The 20,459-nt window shown below is 70.8% G+C and carries 21 protein-coding genes; 11 read left to right on the top strand and 10 right to left on the bottom strand.

The window, feature by feature from the left end; all coding sequences use genetic code 11:
- Positions 1–6 precede the first annotated feature (6 nt).
- Genes fliN through WJM96_RS21705 form a run of 5 tightly spaced genes read left to right on the top strand, consistent with a single transcriptional unit; the run spans position 7 to position 5,385 of the window.
- Positions 7–330 carry a flagellar motor switch protein FliN gene (gene fliN, locus WJM96_RS21725; RefSeq protein WP_424814657.1) on the top strand — a complete coding sequence of 108 codons (324 nt, stop codon included), beginning with the start codon at positions 7–9 and terminating at the stop codon, positions 328–330.
- Positions 327–1,703 carry a sigma 54-interacting transcriptional regulator gene (locus tag WJM96_RS21720; protein ID WP_424814656.1) on the top strand — a complete coding sequence of 459 codons (1,377 nt, stop codon included), beginning with the start codon at positions 327–329 and terminating at the stop codon, positions 1,701–1,703. The genes fliN and WJM96_RS21720 overlap by 4 nt, the downstream gene beginning before the upstream one ends.
- Positions 1,700–3,760: a flagellar biosynthesis protein FlhA gene (gene flhA / locus WJM96_RS21715; RefSeq protein ID WP_424814655.1), complete on the top strand. Its 2,061-nt coding sequence runs from the start codon at positions 1,700–1,702 to the stop codon at positions 3,758–3,760. Before WJM96_RS21720 ends, flhA begins: the two co-directional genes overlap by 4 nt.
- Positions 3,761–3,763: 3 nt before the next feature.
- Entirely contained in the window at positions 3,764–4,642 is an 879-nt protein-coding gene (locus WJM96_RS21710) for a GTP-binding protein (RefSeq protein ID WP_424814654.1), read from the top strand.
- Positions 4,639–5,385, top strand: a complete 747-nt coding sequence (locus WJM96_RS21705) for an AAA family ATPase (protein WP_424814653.1) — start codon at positions 4,639–4,641, stop codon at positions 5,383–5,385. Before WJM96_RS21710 ends, WJM96_RS21705 begins: the two co-directional genes overlap by 4 nt.
- On the opposite strand, the gene WJM96_RS21700 is transcribed toward WJM96_RS21705, so the two are convergent.
- From WJM96_RS21700 to WJM96_RS21680, 5 genes are read right to left on the bottom strand one after another with little or no spacing between them, the layout of a single operon-like run.
- Entirely contained in the window at positions 5,360–5,683 is a 324-nt protein-coding gene (locus tag WJM96_RS21700; RefSeq protein ID WP_424814652.1) for an NIPSNAP family protein, read from the bottom strand. The genes WJM96_RS21705 and WJM96_RS21700 overlap by 26 nt on opposite strands.
- A gap of 51 nt (positions 5,684–5,734) precedes the next feature.
- A complete protein-coding gene (locus WJM96_RS21695) occupies positions 5,735–7,075 on the bottom strand; it encodes an alpha,alpha-trehalose-phosphate synthase (UDP-forming) (RefSeq protein ID WP_424814651.1) in 1,341 nt (446 codons plus the stop codon).
- Complete coding sequence (locus tag WJM96_RS21690; RefSeq protein ID WP_424814650.1) at positions 7,060–8,853, bottom strand: glycoside hydrolase family 15 protein; 1,794 nt, start codon at positions 8,851–8,853, stop codon at positions 7,060–7,062. Before WJM96_RS21690 ends, WJM96_RS21695 begins: the two co-directional genes overlap by 16 nt.
- Positions 8,837–9,586, bottom strand: a complete 750-nt coding sequence (gene otsB / locus WJM96_RS21685; protein ID WP_424814649.1) for a trehalose-phosphatase — start codon at positions 9,584–9,586, stop codon at positions 8,837–8,839. The genes WJM96_RS21690 and otsB overlap by 17 nt, the downstream gene beginning before the upstream one ends.
- Positions 9,587–9,640: 54 nt before the next feature.
- Positions 9,641–10,447 (bottom strand): ferredoxin--NADP reductase, encoded by an 807-nt coding sequence (locus WJM96_RS21680; RefSeq protein ID WP_424814648.1) that lies wholly within the window; start codon positions 10,445–10,447, stop codon positions 9,641–9,643.
- 53 nt (positions 10,448–10,500) lie between these two features.
- On the opposite strand from WJM96_RS21680, the gene WJM96_RS21675 reads away from it, so the two are divergent.
- The 5 genes from WJM96_RS21675 (at position 10,501) to WJM96_RS21655 (ending at position 14,682) form a co-directional block, all read left to right on the top strand.
- On the top strand, positions 10,501–11,232 hold the full coding sequence (locus WJM96_RS21675) for a GNAT family N-acetyltransferase (protein WP_424814647.1): 732 nt from the start codon (positions 10,501–10,503) through the stop codon (positions 11,230–11,232).
- A 36-nt stretch (positions 11,233–11,268) separates the two neighbouring features.
- A complete protein-coding gene (locus WJM96_RS21670) occupies positions 11,269–11,427 on the top strand; it encodes a hypothetical protein (RefSeq protein WP_424814646.1) in 159 nt (52 codons plus the stop codon).
- Between the two features lie 81 nt (positions 11,428–11,508).
- Positions 11,509–12,882, top strand: a complete 1,374-nt coding sequence (locus WJM96_RS21665; RefSeq protein ID WP_424814645.1) for an esterase-like activity of phytase family protein — start codon at positions 11,509–11,511, stop codon at positions 12,880–12,882.
- A gap of 34 nt (positions 12,883–12,916) precedes the next feature.
- Entirely contained in the window at positions 12,917–14,161 is a 1,245-nt protein-coding gene (locus WJM96_RS21660) for an amidase (RefSeq protein ID WP_424814644.1), read from the top strand.
- Positions 14,158–14,682: an N-acetyltransferase family protein gene (locus WJM96_RS21655; protein ID WP_424814643.1), complete on the top strand. Its 525-nt coding sequence runs from the start codon at positions 14,158–14,160 to the stop codon at positions 14,680–14,682. Before WJM96_RS21660 ends, WJM96_RS21655 begins: the two co-directional genes overlap by 4 nt.
- A gap of 57 nt (positions 14,683–14,739) precedes the next feature.
- Here the strand turns inward: WJM96_RS21655 and WJM96_RS21650 are convergent, their stop codons facing one another.
- The 5 genes from WJM96_RS21650 to WJM96_RS21630 all read right to left on the bottom strand — a co-directional run bounded on the left by WJM96_RS21650 (position 14,740) and on the right by WJM96_RS21630 (position 19,269).
- Positions 14,740–16,161 carry a TRAP transporter large permease gene (locus WJM96_RS21650; protein WP_424814642.1) on the bottom strand — a complete coding sequence of 474 codons (1,422 nt, stop codon included), beginning with the start codon at positions 16,159–16,161 and terminating at the stop codon, positions 14,740–14,742.
- Between the two features lie 4 nt (positions 16,162–16,165).
- Positions 16,166–16,699, bottom strand: coding sequence for a TRAP transporter small permease (locus WJM96_RS21645; protein WP_424814641.1), 534 nt, complete (start codon positions 16,697–16,699; stop codon positions 16,166–16,168).
- Between the two features lie 10 nt (positions 16,700–16,709).
- Positions 16,710–17,678, bottom strand: a complete 969-nt coding sequence (locus tag WJM96_RS21640) for a TRAP transporter substrate-binding protein (RefSeq protein ID WP_424814640.1) — start codon at positions 17,676–17,678, stop codon at positions 16,710–16,712.
- Positions 17,679–17,840: 162 nt separating this feature from the next.
- On the bottom strand, positions 17,841–18,278 hold the full coding sequence (locus tag WJM96_RS21635) for a CBS domain-containing protein (RefSeq protein WP_424814639.1): 438 nt from the start codon (positions 18,276–18,278) through the stop codon (positions 17,841–17,843).
- A 97-nt stretch (positions 18,279–18,375) separates the two neighbouring features.
- Positions 18,376–19,269, bottom strand: coding sequence for a lysophospholipid acyltransferase family protein (locus WJM96_RS21630; RefSeq protein WP_424814638.1), 894 nt, complete (start codon positions 19,267–19,269; stop codon positions 18,376–18,378).
- A 121-nt stretch (positions 19,270–19,390) separates the two neighbouring features.
- On the opposite strand from WJM96_RS21630, the gene WJM96_RS21625 reads away from it, so the two are divergent.
- Entirely contained in the window at positions 19,391–20,323 is a 933-nt protein-coding gene (locus WJM96_RS21625; RefSeq protein WP_424814637.1) for an NAD(P)-binding domain-containing protein, read from the top strand.
- The last annotated feature ends 136 nt before the right edge of the window (positions 20,324–20,459 follow it).

Raw genomic sequence — 20,459 nt, 5'->3', positions numbered from 1 at the left:
CGCGCGATGAGCGACACGCCGGAATTCGAACCCACCATCCCGGGCGCGCTGCCGCCCGGCGAGCGTGCGCCGGCAGCCCCGCGCGAGCTGGATGCCGTGTACGACATCCCCGTTCAGGTCAGCGCGGTGCTGGGCCGCGCGACCATGCAGGTGAGCCAGCTGCTGAAGCTCGGCCGCGGCGCGGTGGTGGAGCTGGACCGCAAGCTGGGCGAGGCGGTGGACATCTACGTCAACAACCGCCTCGTGGCGCGCGGCGAGGTGGTGATGGTGGAGGACAACCGCCTCGGCATCACCATGACCGAGATCGTGAAGGCGGATCGCGGCATATGACGCGGCTGCTCCTCATCGGCTCGCTCTCGGGCGAGCTCGGGCAGGCGGCGCGCATCGCCTCGGCGCGCGGGGCGCAGCTGGCGCAGGCGGATGGCGTCTCCTCCGGCCTCGCGCATCTGCGCGCCGAGGGTGCGGACCTCGTGCTGGCCGAGGTGATCCACGACCTGCCCTGGCTGCTGGAGCGCCTGGCCGACGAGCGCATCGCCACGCCGCTCATCGCCTGCGGCCGGAACCCCGACGCCGATGCCGTGCTGCGCGCCATTCACGCCGGGGCGCGCGAGTTCCTGCCCCTGCCGCCGGATGCGGAGCTGATCGCCGCCATGCTGGAGGCGGTGACGGCGGTGGAGAGCGCGCCCATCTGCCGCGATCCGGCGATGCAGGCGCTGCTGGCGCGCGCCACTCAGCTCGCGCAGGCCGAGGCCTCGGTGCTGATCACCGGGGAGAGCGGCACGGGCAAGGAGGTGATCGCGCGCCACATCCACGCGGCCTCCCGCCGCGCGCGCGGCCCATTCGTCGCGCTCAACTGCGCGGCCCTTCCCGAGACACTGCTGGAAAGCGAGCTTTTCGGCCATGAGAAGGGGGCCTTCAGCGGCGCCGCGGCCGCGCGCAAGGGCAAGTTCGAGCAGGCGGAGCGCGGAACGCTGCTGCTGGACGAGATCGGCGAGATGGACCCCCGCCTCCAGGCCAAGTTGCTGCGCGCCATCCAGGAGCGCGAGGTGGATCGCCTCGGCGGCACGCAGCCGGTGAAGGTGGATGTGCGTATCCTCGCCGCCACGCATCGCGACATGGTGGCGGAGGTGCGCGCCGGGCGCTTCCGCGAGGATCTCTATTTCCGCCTGAACGTCGTGCAGCTCCGTATCCCGCCGCTGCGGGAACGCGCGGCCGATATCCTCCCGCTCGCCGAGCATTTCGCGCAGCGCTACGCCACGGCCAACGGCCTGCCGCCGCGCGCGCTCTCGCCCGCCGCCACGCACCGCCTGCTCGGCCACGCCTGGCCCGGCAATGTGCGGGAGCTGGAGAACGCGATGCATCGCGCCGTGCTGCTCGCCTCGGGGCGGGAGATCGGTCTCGACGCCATCGAGCTGTCGCCGGCCGCCGAGCCGGAGGTCGCACCTTCCATCGCGCCCGCGCCCATGTCGGCCGTCGCGCATGAGCCCGCTATCGCCGCCCTGGTCGGCCGCCGCATGGAGGAGGTGGAGCGCGACCTGATCCTGGAGACGCTGGGCCGCTGCCTCGGCAACCGCACCCGCGCGGCGGAGATCCTGGGCATCTCCATCCGCACCATGCGCAACAAGCTCGCGGAGTATCGCGGCCAGGGCGTCAGCGTGCCGCCCGCGCCGGGCCAGCTACCCGAGGCCTGGCGCATCGCGTGAAGTCGCTGACGCTTCCTCCCTGGCTCGGGCAGCTGCGCGTCTCCTCGGAGGCGGCGCTGGTGGCGGGCATCGTGCTGGTCCTCGTCATCCTCATCGTGCCGCTGCCGGGCTCGATGCTGGACGCGGCCTCGGCGCTCAACATCACCGTCTCGGTGCTCATGCTCATGGTGGCGTTGCTGCTGGCGCGGCCGTTGGACTTTCAGTCCTTCCCGCAGCTGCTGCTCATCACCACGCTGTTCCGCCTCGGCCTCAACGTCGGCACCACGCGCGCCATCCTCGCCAGCGGACATGAAGGGCCGGAAGCGGCCGGCGCGGTCATCGCCACCTTCGGCCGCTATCTCATGGGCGGCGACATCCTGGTGGGCATGATCGTGTTCGCCATCCTGCTGATGGTGAACCACGTCGTCGTCTCCAAGGGCGCAAGCCGCGTGGCCGAGGTCGCCGCGCGCTTCCATTTGGACGCGATGCCCGGCAAGCAGATGTCCATCGACGCCGACCTTTCCGCCGGCACGATCGACGAAGCCGAGGCCCGTACCCGCCGCCGCGAGTTGCAGGAGGAAAGCGGCTTCCACGGCGCCATGGACGGTGCCGCGAAATTCGTGAAGGGCGATGCGGTCGCGGGCCTCGTCTCCACCTTCATCAACCTGCTGGGCGGGCTCGCCATCGGTGTCGGCCGCCACGGCATGGGCTTCATGGACGCGGTCGAGACCTATTCGATCCTGACGGTGGGCGATGGTCTCGTCGGGCAGATTCCCGCGCTGCTCGTGTCCGTCGCGGCCGCCATCCTCGTCACCAAGGCCGCGCGGGAGGAGCAGGCCGACCGGCTGATGGCGCGGGAGCTCGCGGGGTGGAAGCCGCTCGCCGTCGCGGGCGGTGCCTCCCTCTTCATGGGCGTGATGCCGGGCATGCCCATGCTGCCCTTCCTGCTTCTCGCGGGCGGCTTCGGTGGCGTCGCCTGGTTCCGCCGTAAGGCCGCGCTGGTCCCCCCGCCCGAGCCGGCCGTGCCCGCCGCCGTCCCGACCGAGCCCGCGGTCTCCGAGGCGCTGCGGATGGACCTGCTGCGGCTGGAGCTGGGCTACGGGCTGCTGGCGCTGGCTTCCGGCGACGCCCCGCGCCTGACCGAGCAGATCCGCGGCCTTCGCCGCAACATCGCGCAGGATATGGGCTTCGTGCTGCCTTCCGTCCGCATCCAGGACAATCTGGACCTGCCGCCGGATACCTACATCCTCCGCGTGAAGGAGATCGAGGCCGCGAGGGGCGTGCTGAAGCCGCCCATGCTGCTCGCCATCGACCCCTCCGGGAAGCAGCCCGACATGAAGGGCACCGCGACGCAGGAGCCCGCCTTCGGCCTCCCCGCCCTCTGGATCGAGGAGCATCAGCGCGAAGAGGCCGCGATGCGCGGCTGCACCGTGGTGGATTGCGCCGGCGTGCTGGCCACGCACCTGACCGAGGTGGTGCGCGAGAACATGAGCGAGCTGCTCTCCTACAGCGAGACGCAGAAGCTGCTCGACGAGCTCCCGCGCGAGCAGCACAAGCTCGTGCAGGACCTCATCCCCACGCAGGTGAGCGTGGGGCTGCTGCAGCGCCTGCTCCAGGCCCTGCTGTCGGAGCGCGTCTCCATCCGCGACTTGCCCACCATCCTCGAAGGGCTGCAGGAGGCGGCGGCGGCGAGCCTGCGCTCGGTGCCGCAGATGCTGGGCATCGTCCGCATGCGGCTCGCCCGCCAGCTCTCCGAGGCAGCGCGCGGGCCGAACGGCTACGTGCCGCTGGTGACACTGTCGCCTGAATGGGAGATCGCCTTCACGGAATCGCTGAGCGGCCCGCCGGAGGACCGGCAGCTGCTGATGGACGCCACGCGCCTCCAGGCCTTCGTGCAGCGCCTGCGCGACGTGATGGACGCGCAGGCCGCCCAGGGCGAGAGCCCGGCCTTGCTGTGTTCCGGCGCGCTGCGCCCTCATCTGCGCTCCATCGTGGAGCGCTTCCGCCCCGCGACCACCGTGCTTTCCCAGGCGGAGATCCATGCGCGCGTCCGCGTGCGAACCCTGGGCAGCGTCTGAGCCATGCGCCTTCGCGTCTTCAAGGCCCGCAACGCCACCCTCGCTCTCGCCGAGGCACGGGAGGAGCTGGGCGAGGACGCGGTGGTCCTGGCCACGCGCCGCACCGCCCATGGCGTGGAAATCACGGCCGCGGTCGAGGCCGCCGAGCCCGAGTTCATCCTGCCCGATCCCGCGCCCGTGCCGCCCAGCGCGGAGCTGCTGCGCCACAACATGCCGACGGAGCTCGCGCAGCGCCTCTCCGCCACGCCGCTGGAGCGCGGGCTGGGTGAGCGCCTGTCCTTCGCGCCCCTGCCCGACGAGAGGCCGATCATGCTCGTCGGCCCACCCGGCGCGGGCAAGACTCTGGCCTGCGCGAAGCTCGCCGCGCGGGCGGCCATGGCGCAGCGCGAGCCCATCGTGGTCACGGCCGATGGCGCGCGGGCGGGCGCGGTCGAGCAGCTGGCCGCCTTCACGCGCCTGCTGAACCTGCCGCTGGCCGTCGCCGCCCAGCCCGAGGTTCTGCGCAAGGCGCTGGCGCGCCGGCGGCCGGGACAGCCCGCGCTGATCGACGGCTTCGGCTGCAACCCCTTCGATCTCGCCCAGGCCAAGCGGCTGCTGGAGCTGATCCGCGCCGCGGATGCCGATCCGGTGCTGGTGCTCCCCGCCGGGTTGGACGCCGAGGAGAGTGCCGAGATCGCGCGCGCCTTCCATCTCCTCGGCGCGCGGCATCTGCTGCCTACGCGGCTGGACATGGCGCGGCGCCTGGGCGGCGTGCTGGCCGCCGCCGCCGCCGGCCTCGCGCTGACCGAGGCCGGGACCGGCCCGCAGGTCGCCCATGGAATGACCACGCTCACGCCCGCCTGGCTGGCGGAGCGCCTGCTGCAACGGGAACCGACCGCATGACCGCGCGCCTGATCGCCATCGCCTCCGGCAAGGGCGGCGTCGGCAAGACGTTCTGCGCCATCGGCCTCGCCCAGGCCCTGGCGGAGGCGGGGGAGCGCGTGCTGCTGGTGGATGGGGATTTCGGCCTCGCCAATCTCGACGTGCAGCTCGGCCTGCATCCCGTGCACGACCTCTCGGACGTGCTGGCTGGGCGGCATGGGCTGGAGCATGTCGCGATCGCGCATCCAGCGGGCTTCCGCGTGCTGCCCGGCCGCTCGGGCTCCGGCATGCTGGCGGGGCTGGACGGCAGGGCTCTCGCGGCGCTGCTGGCGCGGCAGGAGGGGCTGGTGCTTCTCGATCTCGGCGCCGGGCTCGGAGCCGCGCAGCGGCAACTCGCGGCGGCGGCCGACCTGCTGGTCGTGCTCGCCAATGAGGAGCCGACGAGCCTCACCGATGCCTATGCGGTTCTGAAGCTGCACCGGCAGGATGCGCCGGGCGGGCGGGCGGCTGTGCTCGCGAACATGGTGGGCCAGGCGTCGCATGGGCTGCGCGTGCATGCCGCGCTCGATGCCGCCTGCCGGAATTTCCTGGGGGCGCCGGTTCCCTATCTGGGAGCGGTGCGGCGCGATCCGCGCGTGCCGGCCGCCATCCGCGCGCAGGCGCCGTTGCTGACGCGGTCTCCGAACAGCCCGGCGGCGGAGGATCTGCGCCTCGCCGCCGGGGCCGTCATGGGACTTCTCAGTCCTGCCACTTCACCTGCATGAAGGGCGCGGGGATGAGCAGCTTGCTCTCCTGCGTCGCGATGTAGCCGCGCACCTTGCCCAGGTAGTCCAGCCAGGCCTGGTTGGCGAAGAGCTTGGCGCGGCGCTCGGAACGCTCAGCGAGGCTCTCGTAGCCCCACATGTGAATGACCTGGTTCAGCGGCCCGAACTCGGTCGTGTAGTAACCCACGAGGCGGCCCAGGATGGGCTTCTGGATAGCGAGGCCCTCCGCGGCATAGGCCTTCACATAGTGGCCGATCTGGCCGGGATGCATGGTGTAGATGCGTTCTTCGACGATCATGCCGCGGGTTCCTCTCCAAAAGGCGCGGCACGCTAACCCCGGAAGGCGGAGTCAGCAATTCTCGTGGAATTCCGTCTGGTTGAGGCGCGCCAGGAAATCGCGGGACCAGCCGCTGGCCCCCACCGCGACCAGCTTGTCGAAATCCTGCTTCCAGCGCTCCTTCCGCTCGGCCAGCGGCATGTTCAGCGCGAGGTCCAGCGCCTCGGCGATCTCGTCCGGGTCGTTGGGGTTCACCTTTATCGCGCCCTCCATCTCCCGCGCCGCCCCGGCGAAGTGGGAGATGATGAGCACGCCCGGGTCCTCGGGCGGCTGCGCCGCGACGAACTCCTTCGCCACGAGGTTCATCCCGTCGCGCAATGGCGTCACCAGGGCGATGCGCGCGATGCGCAGGAATCCTGCGAGGGTCCGCCGCTGGATGGGCCGCGTGGTCCAGCGCAGCGGCACCCAGTCCACTTCCGCGAACTCGCCGTTGATGCGGCCCACCAGCTCGTCCATCTCGCGGCGGAGCATGCGGTATTGCGCGACCTCCCCGCGCGAGATCGGCGCCGCCTGCAGGAAGGTCACCTTGCCGCGATGCTGCGGGTAGCGCTTCAGCAGGTCGGCGAAGCCCAGCACGCGCTGCGGCAGTCCCTTGCTGTAGTCCAGCCGGTCCACGCCGAAGATGAGCTGCCGGCCGACGAGGCTTTCCTGGAACCGCCGCGCATCCTTGCGCGCGGCGGCGGCCTCGGCAGCGCGGGCGAAAGCTTCCGCGTTGATGCCCACCGGAAAGACGCCGACGGGCGTGGAAAGCCCGCGCTCGGCCAGCGCGTCGGAGAGGTGCCGCGCATCATCCGCCGTTTGCACGCCGATGAGGTCGATGGCGCCAAGGTCGTCCAGCAGGGCCGCCGCGCGGGGCAGCGCGGCGAAGAGCGCAGGCGGCGGGAAGGGCACGTGCAGGAAGAAGCCGATCTTCTGCGTGGCGCCCAGGGCGCGAAGCGCGGCCGCGAGCGGGAAGAGGTGGAAGTCGTGGATCCAGATCGTGTCGTCCTCGCGCAGCAGCGGCATGAGCTGCTCGGCGAAGCGGTGGTTGACGGCACGCCACCCCTCCTCCTCCTGCCGGCGGAACTGCGCGAGGCCGAAGCGGTAGTGCAGCAGCGGCCAGAGCATGCCGTTGCAGAAGCCGGTGTAGTAGAGCCGGTGCTCGGTGGCCGTGAGGTCGATCAGCGCATTGGTCGTGTTGCCGGCACTCGCGAAGCGCGGCTCCCGCCGGTCCGAGGTTTCGCCCGACCAGCCGAACCACAGCAGTTCCCTTCGCTTGATCGCCTCCTGCAGGGCAACGGCCAGGCCGCCCGCCATGGGGCCTGAATCCCGGAGGGGGGAAACACGATTCGAGACGATTACCAGGCGCGCCAAAAGCCTTCCTCCCAGCTTCGGGACAGTCGCATGGCAGACAAGATCAAACCCACCTGCGAATAGCTCTGCGGAAAATTGCCCCAGAGCTGTCCGTTTTTCGGATCGACGTCCTCGGCCAGCAGGCCGACGTGATTGCGCAGGCTGAGGATCTTCTCGAACAGCGCGCGCGCATCCTCCTTGCGGCCGATGGCATGCAGCGCATCCACCAGCCAAAAGGAGCAGACCAGGAAAGCGGTATCGGGCACACCGAAATCGTCCGGCAGGCTGTAGCGCAGCAGCAGGCCGCCGCTCATCAGGTCGCGCTCGATGGCCTCCACCGTCGCGATGAAGCGCGGGTCCGTGGGCGCCAGCAGGCCGATCTCGGGCAGCAGCAGCAGCGCGGCGTCGAGCCCCTCGCCGCCGAAGACTTCCTGCAGGCAGCCGGAGGACTTGCTCCAGGCGCCATCCAGGATGGCGGCGCGCAGCCGGTCGCCACGGCGCTTCCAGTCGGCGGCCTCGTCCTCGATGCCGAGATGCGCGGCGATGCGGCCCAGCCTGTCCAGCGCCGCCCAGCACATCGCGGCCGAGAAGGTGTGGATGCGCGCGCGGCCGCGATATTCCCAGATGCCCGCATCCGGCGTCAGCGCCGCCGCTTCCGCCGCGTTGCCGATGCGGACCAGGCGGCGATAGAGCGCCTCGTCACCCGGCTGCGGCAGGCGGCGGTCGAAGAACATCATGGCGGCCGCCATGACGACCGAGCCCCAGACGTCGTTCTGCACCTGCACGGCGGCCGCGTTGCCGACGCGCACGGGACCGTCGCCCAGGAAGCCCTTCAACGATGTCGCGACCCATTCGTCGATCGGCCCGTTGGGCACAAGCGGGTAGACGGGGCGCAGCACCGAATCCTGCTCCAGCACCGCGCCGGTCAGGTAGTTGATGAAGCCCTCCATGGTGCGCGTGGCGCCGAGGCGGTTCAGCGCCATCACCGTGAAGTGCGAATCGCGGATCCAGCAGAAGCGGTAGTCCCAGTTGCGCGAGGTGCCCGGCGCCTCGGGAACGGAGGTGGTCAGCGCCGCGACGATGCCGCCGGTGTCGTCATGCGCGCAGAGCTTGAGGGTGATGGCCGCCCGGATCACCGCATCCTGCCATTCGAAGGGCACGGAGAGGCCGCGCACCCAATCCTCCCAGTAGGAGGTCGTCTCGTCCTCGAATTCGCGGGCGATGCGCGCGGCGGCACCGTCCACGGTGTCGTCCTGGCCGATGAGGATGGAGATGGGCCGATCCAGCGCGAACTCGGTCTCGCCCAGCAGAAAGCCCAGCGGCGCGTCGGTCGTGACCCGCAGCGTGTCGGAGGAGCCGACGAAGCGGATGTGGTTGGAGCCGGCGCGGCCGCGCGGCACCTCCTCGCCCCAGGCGAAGCGCGGGCGGATGCGGATACGGATGCGCGGGCGGCCCGCCATGGGTTCGATGCGCCGCACCAGCATGGGCGGGCGGAACATGCGGCCGAAGCGGCGGAAGCGCGGCATGCAGTCGGTGATGCGCAGGCGGTTGCCCTGCGCGTCCGTCAACTCCGTCTCCAGGATCGCGGTGTTGCGGCGGTAATGCTGCTCCGACCCGGCGAAGTTCGTCATCGCGACCTCGGCGAAGCCGCCCTCGGGCTCGGTGCCGTCGAGCAGCGAGCAGAAGACGGGATCGGCATCGAGGCGCGGCCAGCACATCCATCCGACGCGCCCTTCGCGCGAGACCAGCGCCGAGACCGTGCCGTTGCCGATGGCCGCGAGATCAAGCGGTTGCGGCATCGGCGCCTCCCGTCAGCGAAGCCAGCCAGGCGCGCACGTCGGCGGGCGTGGCGAAATCCGTAGGCACGCGGAAGCCGAGGCCGCCGAGGGACTCGGCGGCGACGATGCCATCCTCATCCGTCACGTCGTCGCCGATGAAGATGGGCCAGCGGCCGCGGAAGGGGGACAGGTTCATGATCTCGCGGACACCCATGCCCTTGTTGACGCCCAGCGGACGGATCTCCCACGCCATCTGCGCCGGCAGGATCTCGAAATCCTCGCGCCCCTCCAGCAGCGCGCGCAGCAGCAGCAGCGCGGGCTGCTGCTGCTCGGGCGCGAGGCGATAATGCAGGACGAAGCCCGCGAGCTTGTTCTCGAAGACGACGCCCGGGTGCTCCTTCGCGAAGGCGAGCGCGGCATCGCGCCAGGCGCCCGGCGCCTCCGGCACCGCGAGGCGCAGCGGCTCGACATCGGGCTTGAGGCGCAGCAGGCCCGCATGCTCCGCTGCCGTCGGCAGCTTCAGCGGCGCGAATAGGCGCTCGGCATCCGAGAGGGTGCGGCCGGTGACGAGCGCGACGGCACCGTCCAACACGTGATGCAGATGTGCGAGCGTCTCCCGCAACCCCGGAGGAACGACGACCTCGTCGGGCCGGGGCGCGATCTCGAGCAACGTTCCGTCGATGTCGAGAAGAAGCGCCGCGCGAGACAGGACATCCCCCCGGCTCGGCACGGCGCGGGGGATTTTCGGCGGCATTCCCATGGTCCCACCCTAACACATTGGGTGGGGCGCAGGTTGCGACGCGGCGAACTATTTCGTGACGAAGGCCTTTTCGAGCGCGTAGCTGCCCGGGGCATGGTTGGTGCCCTCGATGAAGCCCCGCGCTTCGAGCAGCGCCTTCACATCGGCGTTCATCGCCTCGCTGCCGCAGATCATCACGCGGTCGAACTCGGGATCCAACGGCTCCACGCCGGCCTGCTTCTCGGCCTCGCCGCTCTCCAGGCGCGTGGTGATGCGGCCCTGGATGGGGAAGGGCTCGCGCGTCACTGAGGGGAGGTAGATGAGCTTCTCGCTGACCATCTCGCCCAGCAGCTCGTGCTCGCGCAGCTCGCCGGTGATGTAGTCGCGATACGCGAGTTCCTTCACCTCGCGCACCGTGTGAGCGACGATGACGCGGTCGTAGCGCTCATACACTTCCGGATCGCGGATCAGCGACATGAAGGGCGCCAGGCCGGTGCCGGTGGCGAGCATCCAGAGGTTGCGGCCGGGCAGCAGGTTGTCGGGGATCAGCGTGCCCACCGGCTTGCGGCCGATCAGCACCTTGTCGCCCACCTGGATGTGCTGGAGGCGCGAGGTGAGCGGGCCGTCCGGCACCTTGATGGAGAGGAACTCGAGATGATCCTCCCAGGCCGGGCTCACCATCGAATAGGCGCGGACCAGCGGCTTGCCCGCCACCTTCAGGCCGATCATCGCGAACTGGCCGGAGGTGAAGCGCAGCGAGGTGTCGCGCCCGCACTTGAAGCTGAACAGGCGGTCCGTCCAGTGATGGACCCAGGTCACTTCTTCGGCGAAGAATCCAGGCGGCGCGTCAAGGATGGGTTCGACATCGATGTCCATCCGGCCGTTTTGGGGTGGGTTCCGCTGCGGTGCAAGATGAAGAATATGAGCGCATGAGAGATTTTCAGCCGCCGCATGACCCGGCGACGGATCCGCCCGTCGGCCCGAAGGTGGACACCACCCCGCGCCCCCTGCCGGCCCGCATCCCGCACAAGGGCCGCAGCGTGGACCTGGAGCCGTTGCACATCCGGCACGTGCCGGACCTATGGCTCGCCGCCCAGGCTGACCAGGCCGAGGCGAGCTGGGCCTATATGGGCTACGGCCCCTTCGCGACGGAGGCCGCGCTACGCAGCTTCGTCGGCCAGTTCGCCACGGCGCACGACCCCATGGTCTGGGCCGTCCGCCCGCACCGGACGGGCACGGTGGATGGCTGGCTTGCGCTGATGGAGATCTTTCCCGGCCACGCCGCGATCGAGCTGGGCAATATCTGGTTCAGCCCCCGCATGCAGCGCAGCAGGGCCTCGACCGAAGCCATGTACCTGCTGCTGCGCCACGCGATGGACGACCTCGGCTACCGGCGAATGACGTGGAAGTGCAATGCGTTGAACGCGCCGTCCCGCCGCGCCGCCGGCCGGCTGGGCTTCACCTACGAGGGCACGCTGCGCGCCGTGCTGACCATCAAGGGCCGCCGCCGCGACACGGCCTGGTTCTCCATTCTCGAGGGCGAATGGCCCGCGAGGCGCGACGCCATCGAGGCCTGGCTGGACGATTCCAACTGGGACGCCGCCGGGCGCCCGAAGGCCTCGTTGAAGATTAATCTTGCGTCATCGGAACGACAGGAGTAGGATAATCTTCGGAATCAACGAGGGAGGAGGCTCATCATGCAATACGTCGAATATGGCGACCTCTTCGCCTGGGCCCTCATCATCGGCGGCGCCGCTTTTGCCATGAGCTACCGGTGGTTGCCGCTCGGCGCGGCGGCCGGGGCGGGCGTGCTGGCGGCGCTGCTGGCCAAGTCGGTCCTGCTCGAACTGGTTTGACGCGACTGCCACGGGATCGTCAGCCGACTGTCATGCGGCGCTGGTAGGCGGGCCCCTCCAAGACTGGAGGGGTAGTTCCCAATGCGTCGTTTTCTTTTCGCCACCGTAGCCGCCATCGGCCTGGCTCTTCCCGCCGCCGCGCAGGAAACCCGCTTCGAGGCGCGCCTCGCGGGCCATGCGCTCCTGCCCGCCGCCACCTTCACCCCGCCGCCGGAGGGCGCGCCCCCTGGCTTCGACATCTCCGGCCGCTTCAATGGGGCCGAGAACGCGCGCATCGCGCAGCCCGAGAGCGTGATGGGCAATACCGGCGCCGCCTATGGGAACCGCGACACCGGCATCCGCCTGCCCTTCCGCGGCCAGCCCGTGCAGGGCTTCTCCGGCATCAAGCCGGCCGGCAACGGCGCCTACTGGGTGCTGACCGACAACGGCTTCGGCGCCCGCGCCAACAGCCCCGATGCCATGCTGATGTTCCACCGCATCCGCCCCGACTTCGCCACCGGCCAGGTGACGGTCGAGCAGACCATCTTCCTCTCCGACCCCAACAGCGTCGTCCCCTTCCGCATCACGACCGAGGGCAGCCGCGAGCGCTTCCTGACCGGCGCCGACTTCGACCCGGAGAGCATCCAGCCCCTGGCCGACGGCACCTTCTACATCGGCGAGGAATTCGGTCCCTTCCTGATCCATGTCGACGCCCAGGGCCGCGTCCTGCGCGTCGTCGAGACGCGCCTGGACGGCCAGCCGATCCGCTCGCCCGACCACCCGGCCTTCTCGGTTCCCGCCTCGCCGACCACTGGCGTCGCCTTCCGCGCCCGCCGCTCGGGCGGTTACGAGGGCATGGCAATGACGCCGAACGGCCAGCGCCTCTGGGGCCTGCTGGAGCAGCCGCTCTTCGCCGCGGGCACCGATCGCTCCGAGGGCAACTTCCTCCGCCTGATCGAATTCGACGTGGCGCGCGGCGAGTGGACCGGCCGGAACCTCCGCTTCCAGCTGGCCGAGGGCGCGACCGCCATCGGCGACTTCAACTTCATCGACGACAACCGCGCCCTGATCATCGAGCGCGACAACGGCCAGGGCGACCCGGGCCTGGAATGCCGCGAGGGCCAGCGCCCGCCGGCCTGCTTCGTGATGCCGGCGCGCGTGAAGCGCGTCACCCTGGTCGACTTCAGCCAGGTCGACGCCGACGGCTTCGTCCGCAAGATCGGCTATATCGACCTGATGGCGATGCAGGACCCGGACAACCGCGCCCGCCTGCGCGGCGACCTGCCGCAGGGCGCGCCCGCCGGCCGCTTCACCTTCCCCTTCTTCACGATCGAGAACGTGGCAATGGTGGATGCGGACCACATCATCGTGGGCAACGACAACAATCTGCCCTTCAGCGCCGGCCGCCACCTGACCCGCGCCGACGACAACGAGCTGATCCTGCTGCGCGTGCCGGAACTGCTCCGCGCGCGCTGAACGCGACGGGACGCGCCCTGCAAGGGGCGCGTCCATGCTTGCATGGCGCGGCCAGGGCCCTAGCATGGGTTGCAGATTCGAGGTCCGTTCCATGCTCTCCGATGATGTTGTGAAGGCTTTCATGCCAGGCGCGCGCGTGTTGCGCGCCCCCACCGCGAGCGGCGTTCTCGACGGCCTGACCTTCGCGGTGAAGGACCTCTTCGACGTCGAGGGCGCGCCGACCACCTACGGCAATCCCGACTGGGCGCGCACGCATCCCGTGGCCGCCGCGACCGCGCCGCCGATCATGGACCTGCTGGAGGCCGGCGCCGAGCTCCTCGGCAAGACCAAGACCGTCGAGCTCGCCTACGGGCTGACCGGCGAGAACGTCTGGTACGAGACCCCCATCAACCCCGCCGCGCCGGACCGCTTCCCCGGCGGCTCCTCCTGCGGTTCCGCCGCCGCCGTCGGCGCGGGCCTCGTGGATTTCGCTCTGGGCTCCGACACCGGCGGCAGCGTGCGCATCCCCGCCAGCTATTGCGGCGTCTTCGGCATCCGGCCGAGCTGGGGGGCGGTAAGCCTCGCGGGCGCCTGCGGGCTGGGGCCGAGCTTCGATACCTGCGGCTGGTTCGCGCGCTCGGCCGACGTTCTGGAGAAGGTCGGCCAGGCCCTGCTGCCGGCCGAGAGTGGCCAGGGCCTGGGCCCGGTGCTGAAGGCCGAGGAAGCCTGGATCAACGCGATGCCCGCCGTCGCCGCCGCCATGGTTCCGGCCATGGCCGCGCTGGAGAGGATCGCGGGCGCGGCGATGCGCGTCGAGGTGGCGCCCGAGGGGCTGCCCGTCCTCTACGAACATTTCCGCTGCATGCAGGCGCAGGAGGCGTGGGCGACGCTGGGAAGCTGGGTCGCGGCCACCAGCCCGCGCTTCGGCCCCGGCGTGAGCGAGCGCTTCGCCGCCGCCCGTGGGATGGAGCCCGCGAAGGCCGCCGCCGGCCGCGCCTTCCGCCGGCAGTTCCGCCTCCGCATGGCCACGCTGCTCGCGGGCGGGGGCGTCATGGCCTATCCGACCAGTCCCGCCCCCGCCCCCCGGCTCACGGCCGGCCAGGAGGAACAGAACGCGGTGCGCGAGGCGACCATGGGGGTGACCGCCATCGCCGGCCTCGGCGCCTTGTGCGAGGTGAGCCTGCCGGTGGCGCGGGTGGAGGGGGCGCCGGTCGGCCTCTCGCTGGTCGCCGCCCCGGGGCGGGACCGGGCGCTGCTGCGGCTCGCCAGCCGGCTGGCACAGGAGCTTGGCCTGCCATGATCGTCCGCGACGCGACGCCCGCCGACCTGCCGGCGATGACCGCGATCTACGCCCATCACGTCCGTACCGGCACCGGCACCTTCGAGGAGGAGCCGCCCACGGAGGCGGAGATGGCCGCGCGGCTCGCCAAGGTGCAGGGCGCGGGCTGCGCCTGGCTGGTCTCGGAAAGCGACGAGGGCGTGGTCCTCGGCTACGGCTATTTCGCCCAGTTCCGGGACCGCAGCGCCTATCGCTTCGCGGCCGAGGACAGCATCTATGTCCGCGACGACGTGCGCGGCATGGGCGTGGGCAAGGCGCTGGTGCAGGAGCTGATCGAGCGCGCCACCGCGCGCGGCTTCCGCCAGATGATCGCGGTGATCGGCGATAGCCTGAATGTCGGCTCGATCGGCCTGCACGCTTCGCTCGGCTTCCGCCAGGCCGGGGTGATGCGCGCCGTCGGCCTGAAGTTCGGCGAGTGGGTGGACGTCGTCACCATGCAGCGCGCCCTCGGCGAGGGCGAGCGCACGCTGCCGGAAGATTGAAGATTTTCATGCCCTCGGACGCCGGCCGCTCATCGCGGCCGGGCGAGGTCACTCCGCTCATCTACTCAACAGCCAGTCCGGCAGGCCCGTCACCAGCGTGACCGGGAAGAGCGTCACCAGCACCACCGTCAGCACCAGCATCAGGAAGAAGGGCAGCGAGGCCTTGGCGACCTCGAACTGTTCCTTTCCTGTCATGGTTTGCATGACGAAGAGGTTGAAGCCCACCGGGGGCGTGATCTCCGCGATCTCCACCAGCAGCACGATGAAGATGCCGAACCACACCAGGTCGAAGCCCGCATGCTGCACCAGCGGGATGACGATGGAGGTGGTGAGCACGATCATCGAGACGCCGTCCAGCGCCGTGCCCAGGATCACATAGACCACGGTCAGGATGGCGATCAGCCCATAGGGGCCGAGGTTGAGATGCGCGACGCCCTCGGCCAGCGCGGCCGGGATGCCGGTCAAGGCCATCGCCTTGGTCAGGAAGGCCGCGCCCGCCAGGATGAACATGATCATGCAGGAAAGGCGCGTCGCGCCCTTCACGCTGTCGATGAAGCTCTGCCAGGTCAGCACGCGCTCGCCAGCCGCAAGGCCGAGCAGCGCGAAGAAGGCGATGGGCCAGGCCTGGGAGAAACCGATGAAGCCCAGTGCCCAGGCCAGCAGGTCCAGCACCAGCAGCGCCACGCCCGTCCAGCGCCCCGCCGCCATCAGCAGCGAGCCGAGCACGCCGAAGGCCGCGGCCTCCGTCGCCGTCGCCCAGCCCACGAACATCGTGCCGATGACGACGACGATGAGCACGGTGCAGGGGATGAGCTTCGCGCTCTGGCGAAGCTTCTCCCTGAGGGGCACGGCGGGCTCCGGCGCGGGCTGCTTGGCCGGATTCAGCTTGGCCCAGATCGCGATGTAGGCGCTGAACAGCAGCATCACCATCAGGCCGGGGATGCAGCCCGCGATGAAGACGCGCACGATGGAGACCTCGGCCGCCACGGCGTAGACCACCATGATGATGGAGGGCGGGATGAGGATGCCGAGCGTGCCCGAGGTCGCGAGCGAACCCACCGCCACATCCTCGTCATAGCCGCGCTTCTTGAGCTCCGGCAGCGCGATCTTGGAGACGGTGGCGCAGGTCGCGGCCGAGGAGCCGGAGACCGAGCCGAAGATGCCGCAGGCCAGGATGTTGACGTGCAGCAGCCCGCCCGGAATGCGCCGCACCCAGGGCGCGAGGCCGTTGAACAACTCCTCCGAGAGTTTCGTGCGGAAGAGGATTTCGCCCATCCAGACGAACATCGGCAGGGCCGCCAGCGTCCAGGACCCCGTTGCCTCCCAGAAGGAGGAGGCGAGGTACAGGCCCGGCGAGGGATGCACCGCCGCCATGGCGACATAGCCCACGGCCGCGAGCGACATGGAGATCCAGAGCCCCATGCCCAGCAGCAGGCACAGCAGGACGAGCAGGAGCAGCGCGAAGGTCAGCAAATCCATCGGCTCAGACCTCCGCCGAGAAGTCGCCGGCCGCGGCACGTTCCTCGGCCGCGCGGACATAGCCGGGAATCTCGCCGCGCAGGACGGTCACGAACTCGTCCAGGATGGCGATGAGCAGGATGCCCGAGCCGAGCGGCATGGCGAGCTTCGGGATCCAGAGCGGGAAGGGCACGGTGCCCTGCGCGACCTCCTCGATCTCCCGCGAGAAGATGACGTCCTGCGCCGTCCACCAGGCGACGTAGCCGATGAGCACGGCGGCCAGCGCCAGCACCAGCAGCTCCATCGCGCGGCGCAGGCGGGGGCCCGCTCGCTCGATGCCCATGCCGACGCGGATGAGCTCGCCGCGCTTGAAGGTGGCGCCGAGGGCGAAGAAGGTCGTCGCCACGCAGAGATAGGCGCTGAGATCGTCTGCGCCCGGGAGTTGCATATTCATCTCGCGCATGGCGACCTGCGCCATCATGACCACGAAGATGGCGAAGAGAGACAGCGCGGCGAGGCCGGCGCTGGCTGCGTAGAGGGCGTCCAGCGCGCGGCGCATCGGCGGCGGCTTAGGCGCGATAGGCCGCGATCAGGCGCTGGCCATCCTCGCCGGTGCGCGCCACCCATTCCTCCGTCATCTGCGCGCTGACGCGGCGCATGCCCTCCATCAGCTCCGGCGAGGCCTGGGCGATGGTCATGCCGCGCTGGCGCAGCGTGGCCTCGGTGCTGGCCGTCGCCTCCTCGCTCGCACGCCAGCCGCGCGTCTCGGCGGTGGCGGCGGCGGCGCGGATCGCGGCCTGCGTCGCGGCCGGCAGCGCGTCGAAGGCGCGCTTCTGCACCATCACCGCGTTGCGGGTGAAGGTGAAGCCGACGGGCGTGAAGACACGGCTGTAGTCCCAGGCCTGGGTGTCCACGCCCGTCTGCGCCGAAGTCGCCATCGCGTTCACCACGCCGGTCGCGAAGGCCTGCGGCACTTCCGCCTGCTGTACCAGCGTCGGGTTCGCGCCGATCAGCGTCGCGAAGCGGTTGGTCATGACGTTGAACGTGCGGAACTTCGTGCCGCGCAGCGCCTCCAGCGAGGGCAGCGGGGCGTTGGAATAGAAGCCGCCGGGGGGCCAGGCGACCATGTAGAGCAGGCTCACGCCCTGCCGGTTCAGCCGCGCCTCGATGTAGGGCTTGGCGAGGTCGGAGAGCTTCTTGGCCGCCGCGAAGTCCGGCACCAGGCCGGGGATGCTGTCGACCTCGAGGAAGGGGTCCTCGTTGCCGTAGGCGGAGAGCAGGATCTCGCCCATCTGCACCTGGCCGGTCTGCACGCCGCGCTTGATCTGGCCCATGGGCAGCAGCGCCGCGTTGGAGTGCAGCTGCACCGCCACATTCGCCGACTGGAGGTCGGCGATGAAGGCCTGGATGTTGCGGGTGTGGAAGTTCCCGTCAGGATAGGCGGTCGCCATCTGCCAGCGCGTCTGCGCCGAGGCGAGGGACGGCGTCAGCGGCGCGGCGGCGCCGGCCGCCAGGAGGGAACGGCGGGTGACATTCATCGTTAGGGCCTCTCCCGGAGGAATTTTGCGACCGGGATCATCAGCCGAGGCCCCGGCGGGATGCAAGCCCGCCACCATCGGCGCGCCAGCGCCACGCACCGCGTTCTGCCCGCGCGGCAGGCAGGCCCGAAGCCGCTTTGACGCGCCCCGGGGCTAAAAGGGCTAGCCCGCCGTCGCGACGTAGAGCTTCAGCTCCTCCGTCTCCTGCTCGGCCTCGGCGATGCGGGCCTTCACGAGATCGCCGATCGACACCAGGCCGACAAGGCCGCCCTCCTCGCCCAGCACCGGCAGATGGCGCACGCGGTGCTCCGTCATCCGGCGGAGCGCTTCCTGGACGGTGCTCCCCGGCGTCACCGTGTGCAGGACGCGGGTCATGAGTTGCCCCGCGGTCATGTTCATCACCGCCTCGCCCACGCCGGCCATGGCGCGCACGATGTCGCGCTCGCTGACGATGCCCAGGACCGTGCCATCCGGCTCCACCACCAGGACCGCGCCGATCCTGTGCTGCGCGAGCGTGCGGGAGATCGAAGCCACGCAATCCCCGGTGCGGACGGAGATAACCTGCGATCCTTTGTCCCGCAGGATGCTCTGGATGATCATGGGGACTTCCTCCTCCGATGCATCATTGCGTCGGGTTTAGGTTGGTCCCTGCTCGCCCAGGTTGCAATCAAATCCCGTGCTGCGCTGCGGCACGGGGCTAGCGCGGAATGTCGCGGTTCTGCCGCAGCGCCGCCGCCGTCTCCGTGATGCGCCGGCTCAGCGTGGCGGAGAGAAGCTTGCGGTCCGGCTGCGTGGAGGGCGCGAAGCCCTCCTCCATCACGATCGTGGCGCGCGTACCCGTGCGGCGCAGCAGGCGCCAGGCGTGGCTGCCGGTCTCCATGTCGCCGTACCAGGCGAAGAGCGGCCGGTCGCGCCGGCCCATGGGCAGGCCGCCTAGCCGGTCATAGACGATGGTCACCGGCTGGATGTGCTGCGCCGCCCCCGCCGCCGCGAAGAAGGAGGAGCGGAAGGGCAACACGCGCGAGCCGTCGCTCGTCGTGCCCTCGGGGAAGAGGGCAAGGCTGTCGCCCGCCTCCAGCCGCGCGCGGATCTCCTGCGCCTCGGTGCCCGTGCGGCCCCGGCTGCGGCTGACGAAGACGGAGCGTCCGAGTTTCGCCACCCAGCCGATCAGCGGCCAGTCCGCGACATCGGCCTTCGAGACGAAGCAGGTCTCCACCGTGGCGCCGAGCACCAGGATGTCCAGCCAGGACGTGTGATTGGAGACGAAGAGCGTCCCGTCCTGGGCCGAGGGCGTGCCGATGACGCGCAGCTTCAGCCCGATGAGCCGGCACAGCGTCCGGAAGTAGAAGCGCGCGAGGTGGCGGGAGCCGCGGCCGGGCAGCTGGATCAGCACCGCCTGCACCGGGATGCACAGGAGCGTGAAGACCAGCACCGAGGCGATGCGCCGGAAGGCGCGGAAGCGCCCGCCGAGCGGCCGGTCGCCCAGCACGTCGTTCCAATGGCGCCCCGGCAGCAGCGGCCGGAGCATGGGGCCGCCGCGCTTGAGGCGGCCCGCCAGGGCCCGCGGGCTGGTTGCGACCTCTGCGTTCATTCCTTCCCGCTATCCTGCGCCCCGCAACAGGGCAATGACGACCTCGCGAATCCTGTATGACAGAGATTGCCGGGGAAAGGGGCCCCGGGCACTCTGGCGCCATCGGGGGGCTTTTCGGGTGATGAGGGTCGGCATTCTCGGCGCCGGGCCGGCGGGTAGCGCGATGGCCGGCCTCCTGGCCTATCGCGGGCACGACGTCGCGCTCTGGTCGCCGCGCGGCGGCGGCACGCGCCATCTCGGTGACCGGCTACGGACGCGCGGTGCCTTCGAGGGCCATTGGAAGATCCGCATCGCGGCCGATCTCGGCCGCGCCGTGGAGGGCGCGGACGCGCTTCTCGTCGCGATGCCGGGCCACGTCATCCCTCCCTTGCTCCATCGCCTCGCCGCCGTGCTGGTCGGCGCGCCGGACGTCTTCCTCGCCCCGCCCGGCGCGCTGGCGCCGTTGCTGCTGCGCGACCTCGTCGCCGCGCGGGGCCTGACCCCGCGAATCGGCGCCCTGCCGGTGCCGCCCCTGGCAGCGCGGCGCGAGCCCGGCGGCGGCCTGCATGTCGCGGCGGTGCGGCCGCGCCTCTGGCTCGGCGCCCTGGCGCCCGTGGAGCAGGCGGCGCTGATGGCGAGGCTGGATGGCCTGTTCGGCCTGCCCGTGGAACCGCTGGCCGGCGTCCTCGGCGCCGCGCTGGCGGAACCCGCGCCGCTGATCGGCGCGGCGCGGCTGCTGGCACCGCCGGGCCTGGCGCATGCGGTCGGCCGGCTCGTGCTGGGCCTCGCGGCCGAGCGCGATGCCATGGCCAGGGCGATGGGCTGCGGCGCCCTGCCGCCCATCCTCAAGCTGATCGAGGAGCAAGGCGGCCTCCCCGAGGCCACGCCCTCGCTGGAGGAGACGGCGGCGGGCCTCGCCTTCCTGGACGGGCTGGCGCGCGCGGCGCACAAGCCGGCGCCGCTCGCCGCCGCCGCGCTGCGGCTGCTGGAGGCCGCATCCGGCTCGGCGCTTTCGCCGCACCCGGTGATGCGGGAGCTCGATCCGCGCAGCCTTGCCGCCGCGCTGGGATTCTGACCGGGAACCGGCCGGCAGCGCGGCGACAAGAACGCGACGGAGGCGCGATGCTACCGCGACAGGGCGCGGTCTAGCTTGACCGGATTCACGCGCCATCGACGCAAGCTCCACAGGCCAGGGGCGCCCGTCCCGGCGC

The sequence above is a fragment of the Roseococcus sp. YIM B11640 genome (assembly GCF_049727625.1).
GTDB lineage: Bacteria > Pseudomonadota > Alphaproteobacteria > Acetobacterales > Acetobacteraceae > Roseococcus.
This window is presented reverse-complemented; position numbering and strand designations above follow the sequence as displayed.

Coding starts and splice junctions, on each gene's coding strand:
- fliN (WP_424814657.1), top strand. CDS start 7: ATGAGCGACACGCCGGAATTCGAACCCACCATCCCGGGCGCGCTGCCG.
- WJM96_RS21720 (WP_424814656.1), top strand. CDS start 327: ATGACGCGGCTGCTCCTCATCGGCTCGCTCTCGGGCGAGCTCGGGCAG.
- WJM96_RS21710 (WP_424814654.1), top strand. CDS start 3,764: ATGCGCCTTCGCGTCTTCAAGGCCCGCAACGCCACCCTCGCTCTCGCC.
- WJM96_RS21705 (WP_424814653.1), top strand. CDS start 4,639: ATGACCGCGCGCCTGATCGCCATCGCCTCCGGCAAGGGCGGCGTCGGC.
- WJM96_RS21700 (WP_424814652.1), bottom strand. CDS start 5,683: ATGATCGTCGAAGAACGCATCTACACCATGCATCCCGGCCAGATCGGC.
- WJM96_RS21690 (WP_424814650.1), bottom strand. CDS start 8,853: ATGCCGCAACCGCTTGATCTCGCGGCCATCGGCAACGGCACGGTCTCG.
- otsB (WP_424814649.1), bottom strand. CDS start 9,586: ATGCCGCCGAAAATCCCCCGCGCCGTGCCGAGCCGGGGGGATGTCCTG.
- WJM96_RS21680 (WP_424814648.1), bottom strand. CDS start 10,447: ATGGACATCGATGTCGAACCCATCCTTGACGCGCCGCCTGGATTCTTC.
- WJM96_RS21675 (WP_424814647.1), top strand. CDS start 10,501: ATGAGAGATTTTCAGCCGCCGCATGACCCGGCGACGGATCCGCCCGTC.
- WJM96_RS21670 (WP_424814646.1), top strand. CDS start 11,269: ATGCAATACGTCGAATATGGCGACCTCTTCGCCTGGGCCCTCATCATC.
- WJM96_RS21665 (WP_424814645.1), top strand. CDS start 11,509: ATGCGTCGTTTTCTTTTCGCCACCGTAGCCGCCATCGGCCTGGCTCTT.
- WJM96_RS21660 (WP_424814644.1), top strand. CDS start 12,917: ATGCTTGCATGGCGCGGCCAGGGCCCTAGCATGGGTTGCAGATTCGAG.
- WJM96_RS21655 (WP_424814643.1), top strand. CDS start 14,158: ATGATCGTCCGCGACGCGACGCCCGCCGACCTGCCGGCGATGACCGCG.
- WJM96_RS21650 (WP_424814642.1), bottom strand. CDS start 16,161: ATGGATTTGCTGACCTTCGCGCTGCTCCTGCTCGTCCTGCTGTGCCTG.
- WJM96_RS21645 (WP_424814641.1), bottom strand. CDS start 16,699: ATGCGCCGCGCGCTGGACGCCCTCTACGCAGCCAGCGCCGGCCTCGCC.
- WJM96_RS21640 (WP_424814640.1), bottom strand. CDS start 17,678: ATGAATGTCACCCGCCGTTCCCTCCTGGCGGCCGGCGCCGCCGCGCCG.
- WJM96_RS21635 (WP_424814639.1), bottom strand. CDS start 18,278: ATGATCATCCAGAGCATCCTGCGGGACAAAGGATCGCAGGTTATCTCC.
- WJM96_RS21630 (WP_424814638.1), bottom strand. CDS start 19,269: ATGAACGCAGAGGTCGCAACCAGCCCGCGGGCCCTGGCGGGCCGCCTC.
- WJM96_RS21625 (WP_424814637.1), top strand. CDS start 19,391: ATGAGGGTCGGCATTCTCGGCGCCGGGCCGGCGGGTAGCGCGATGGCC.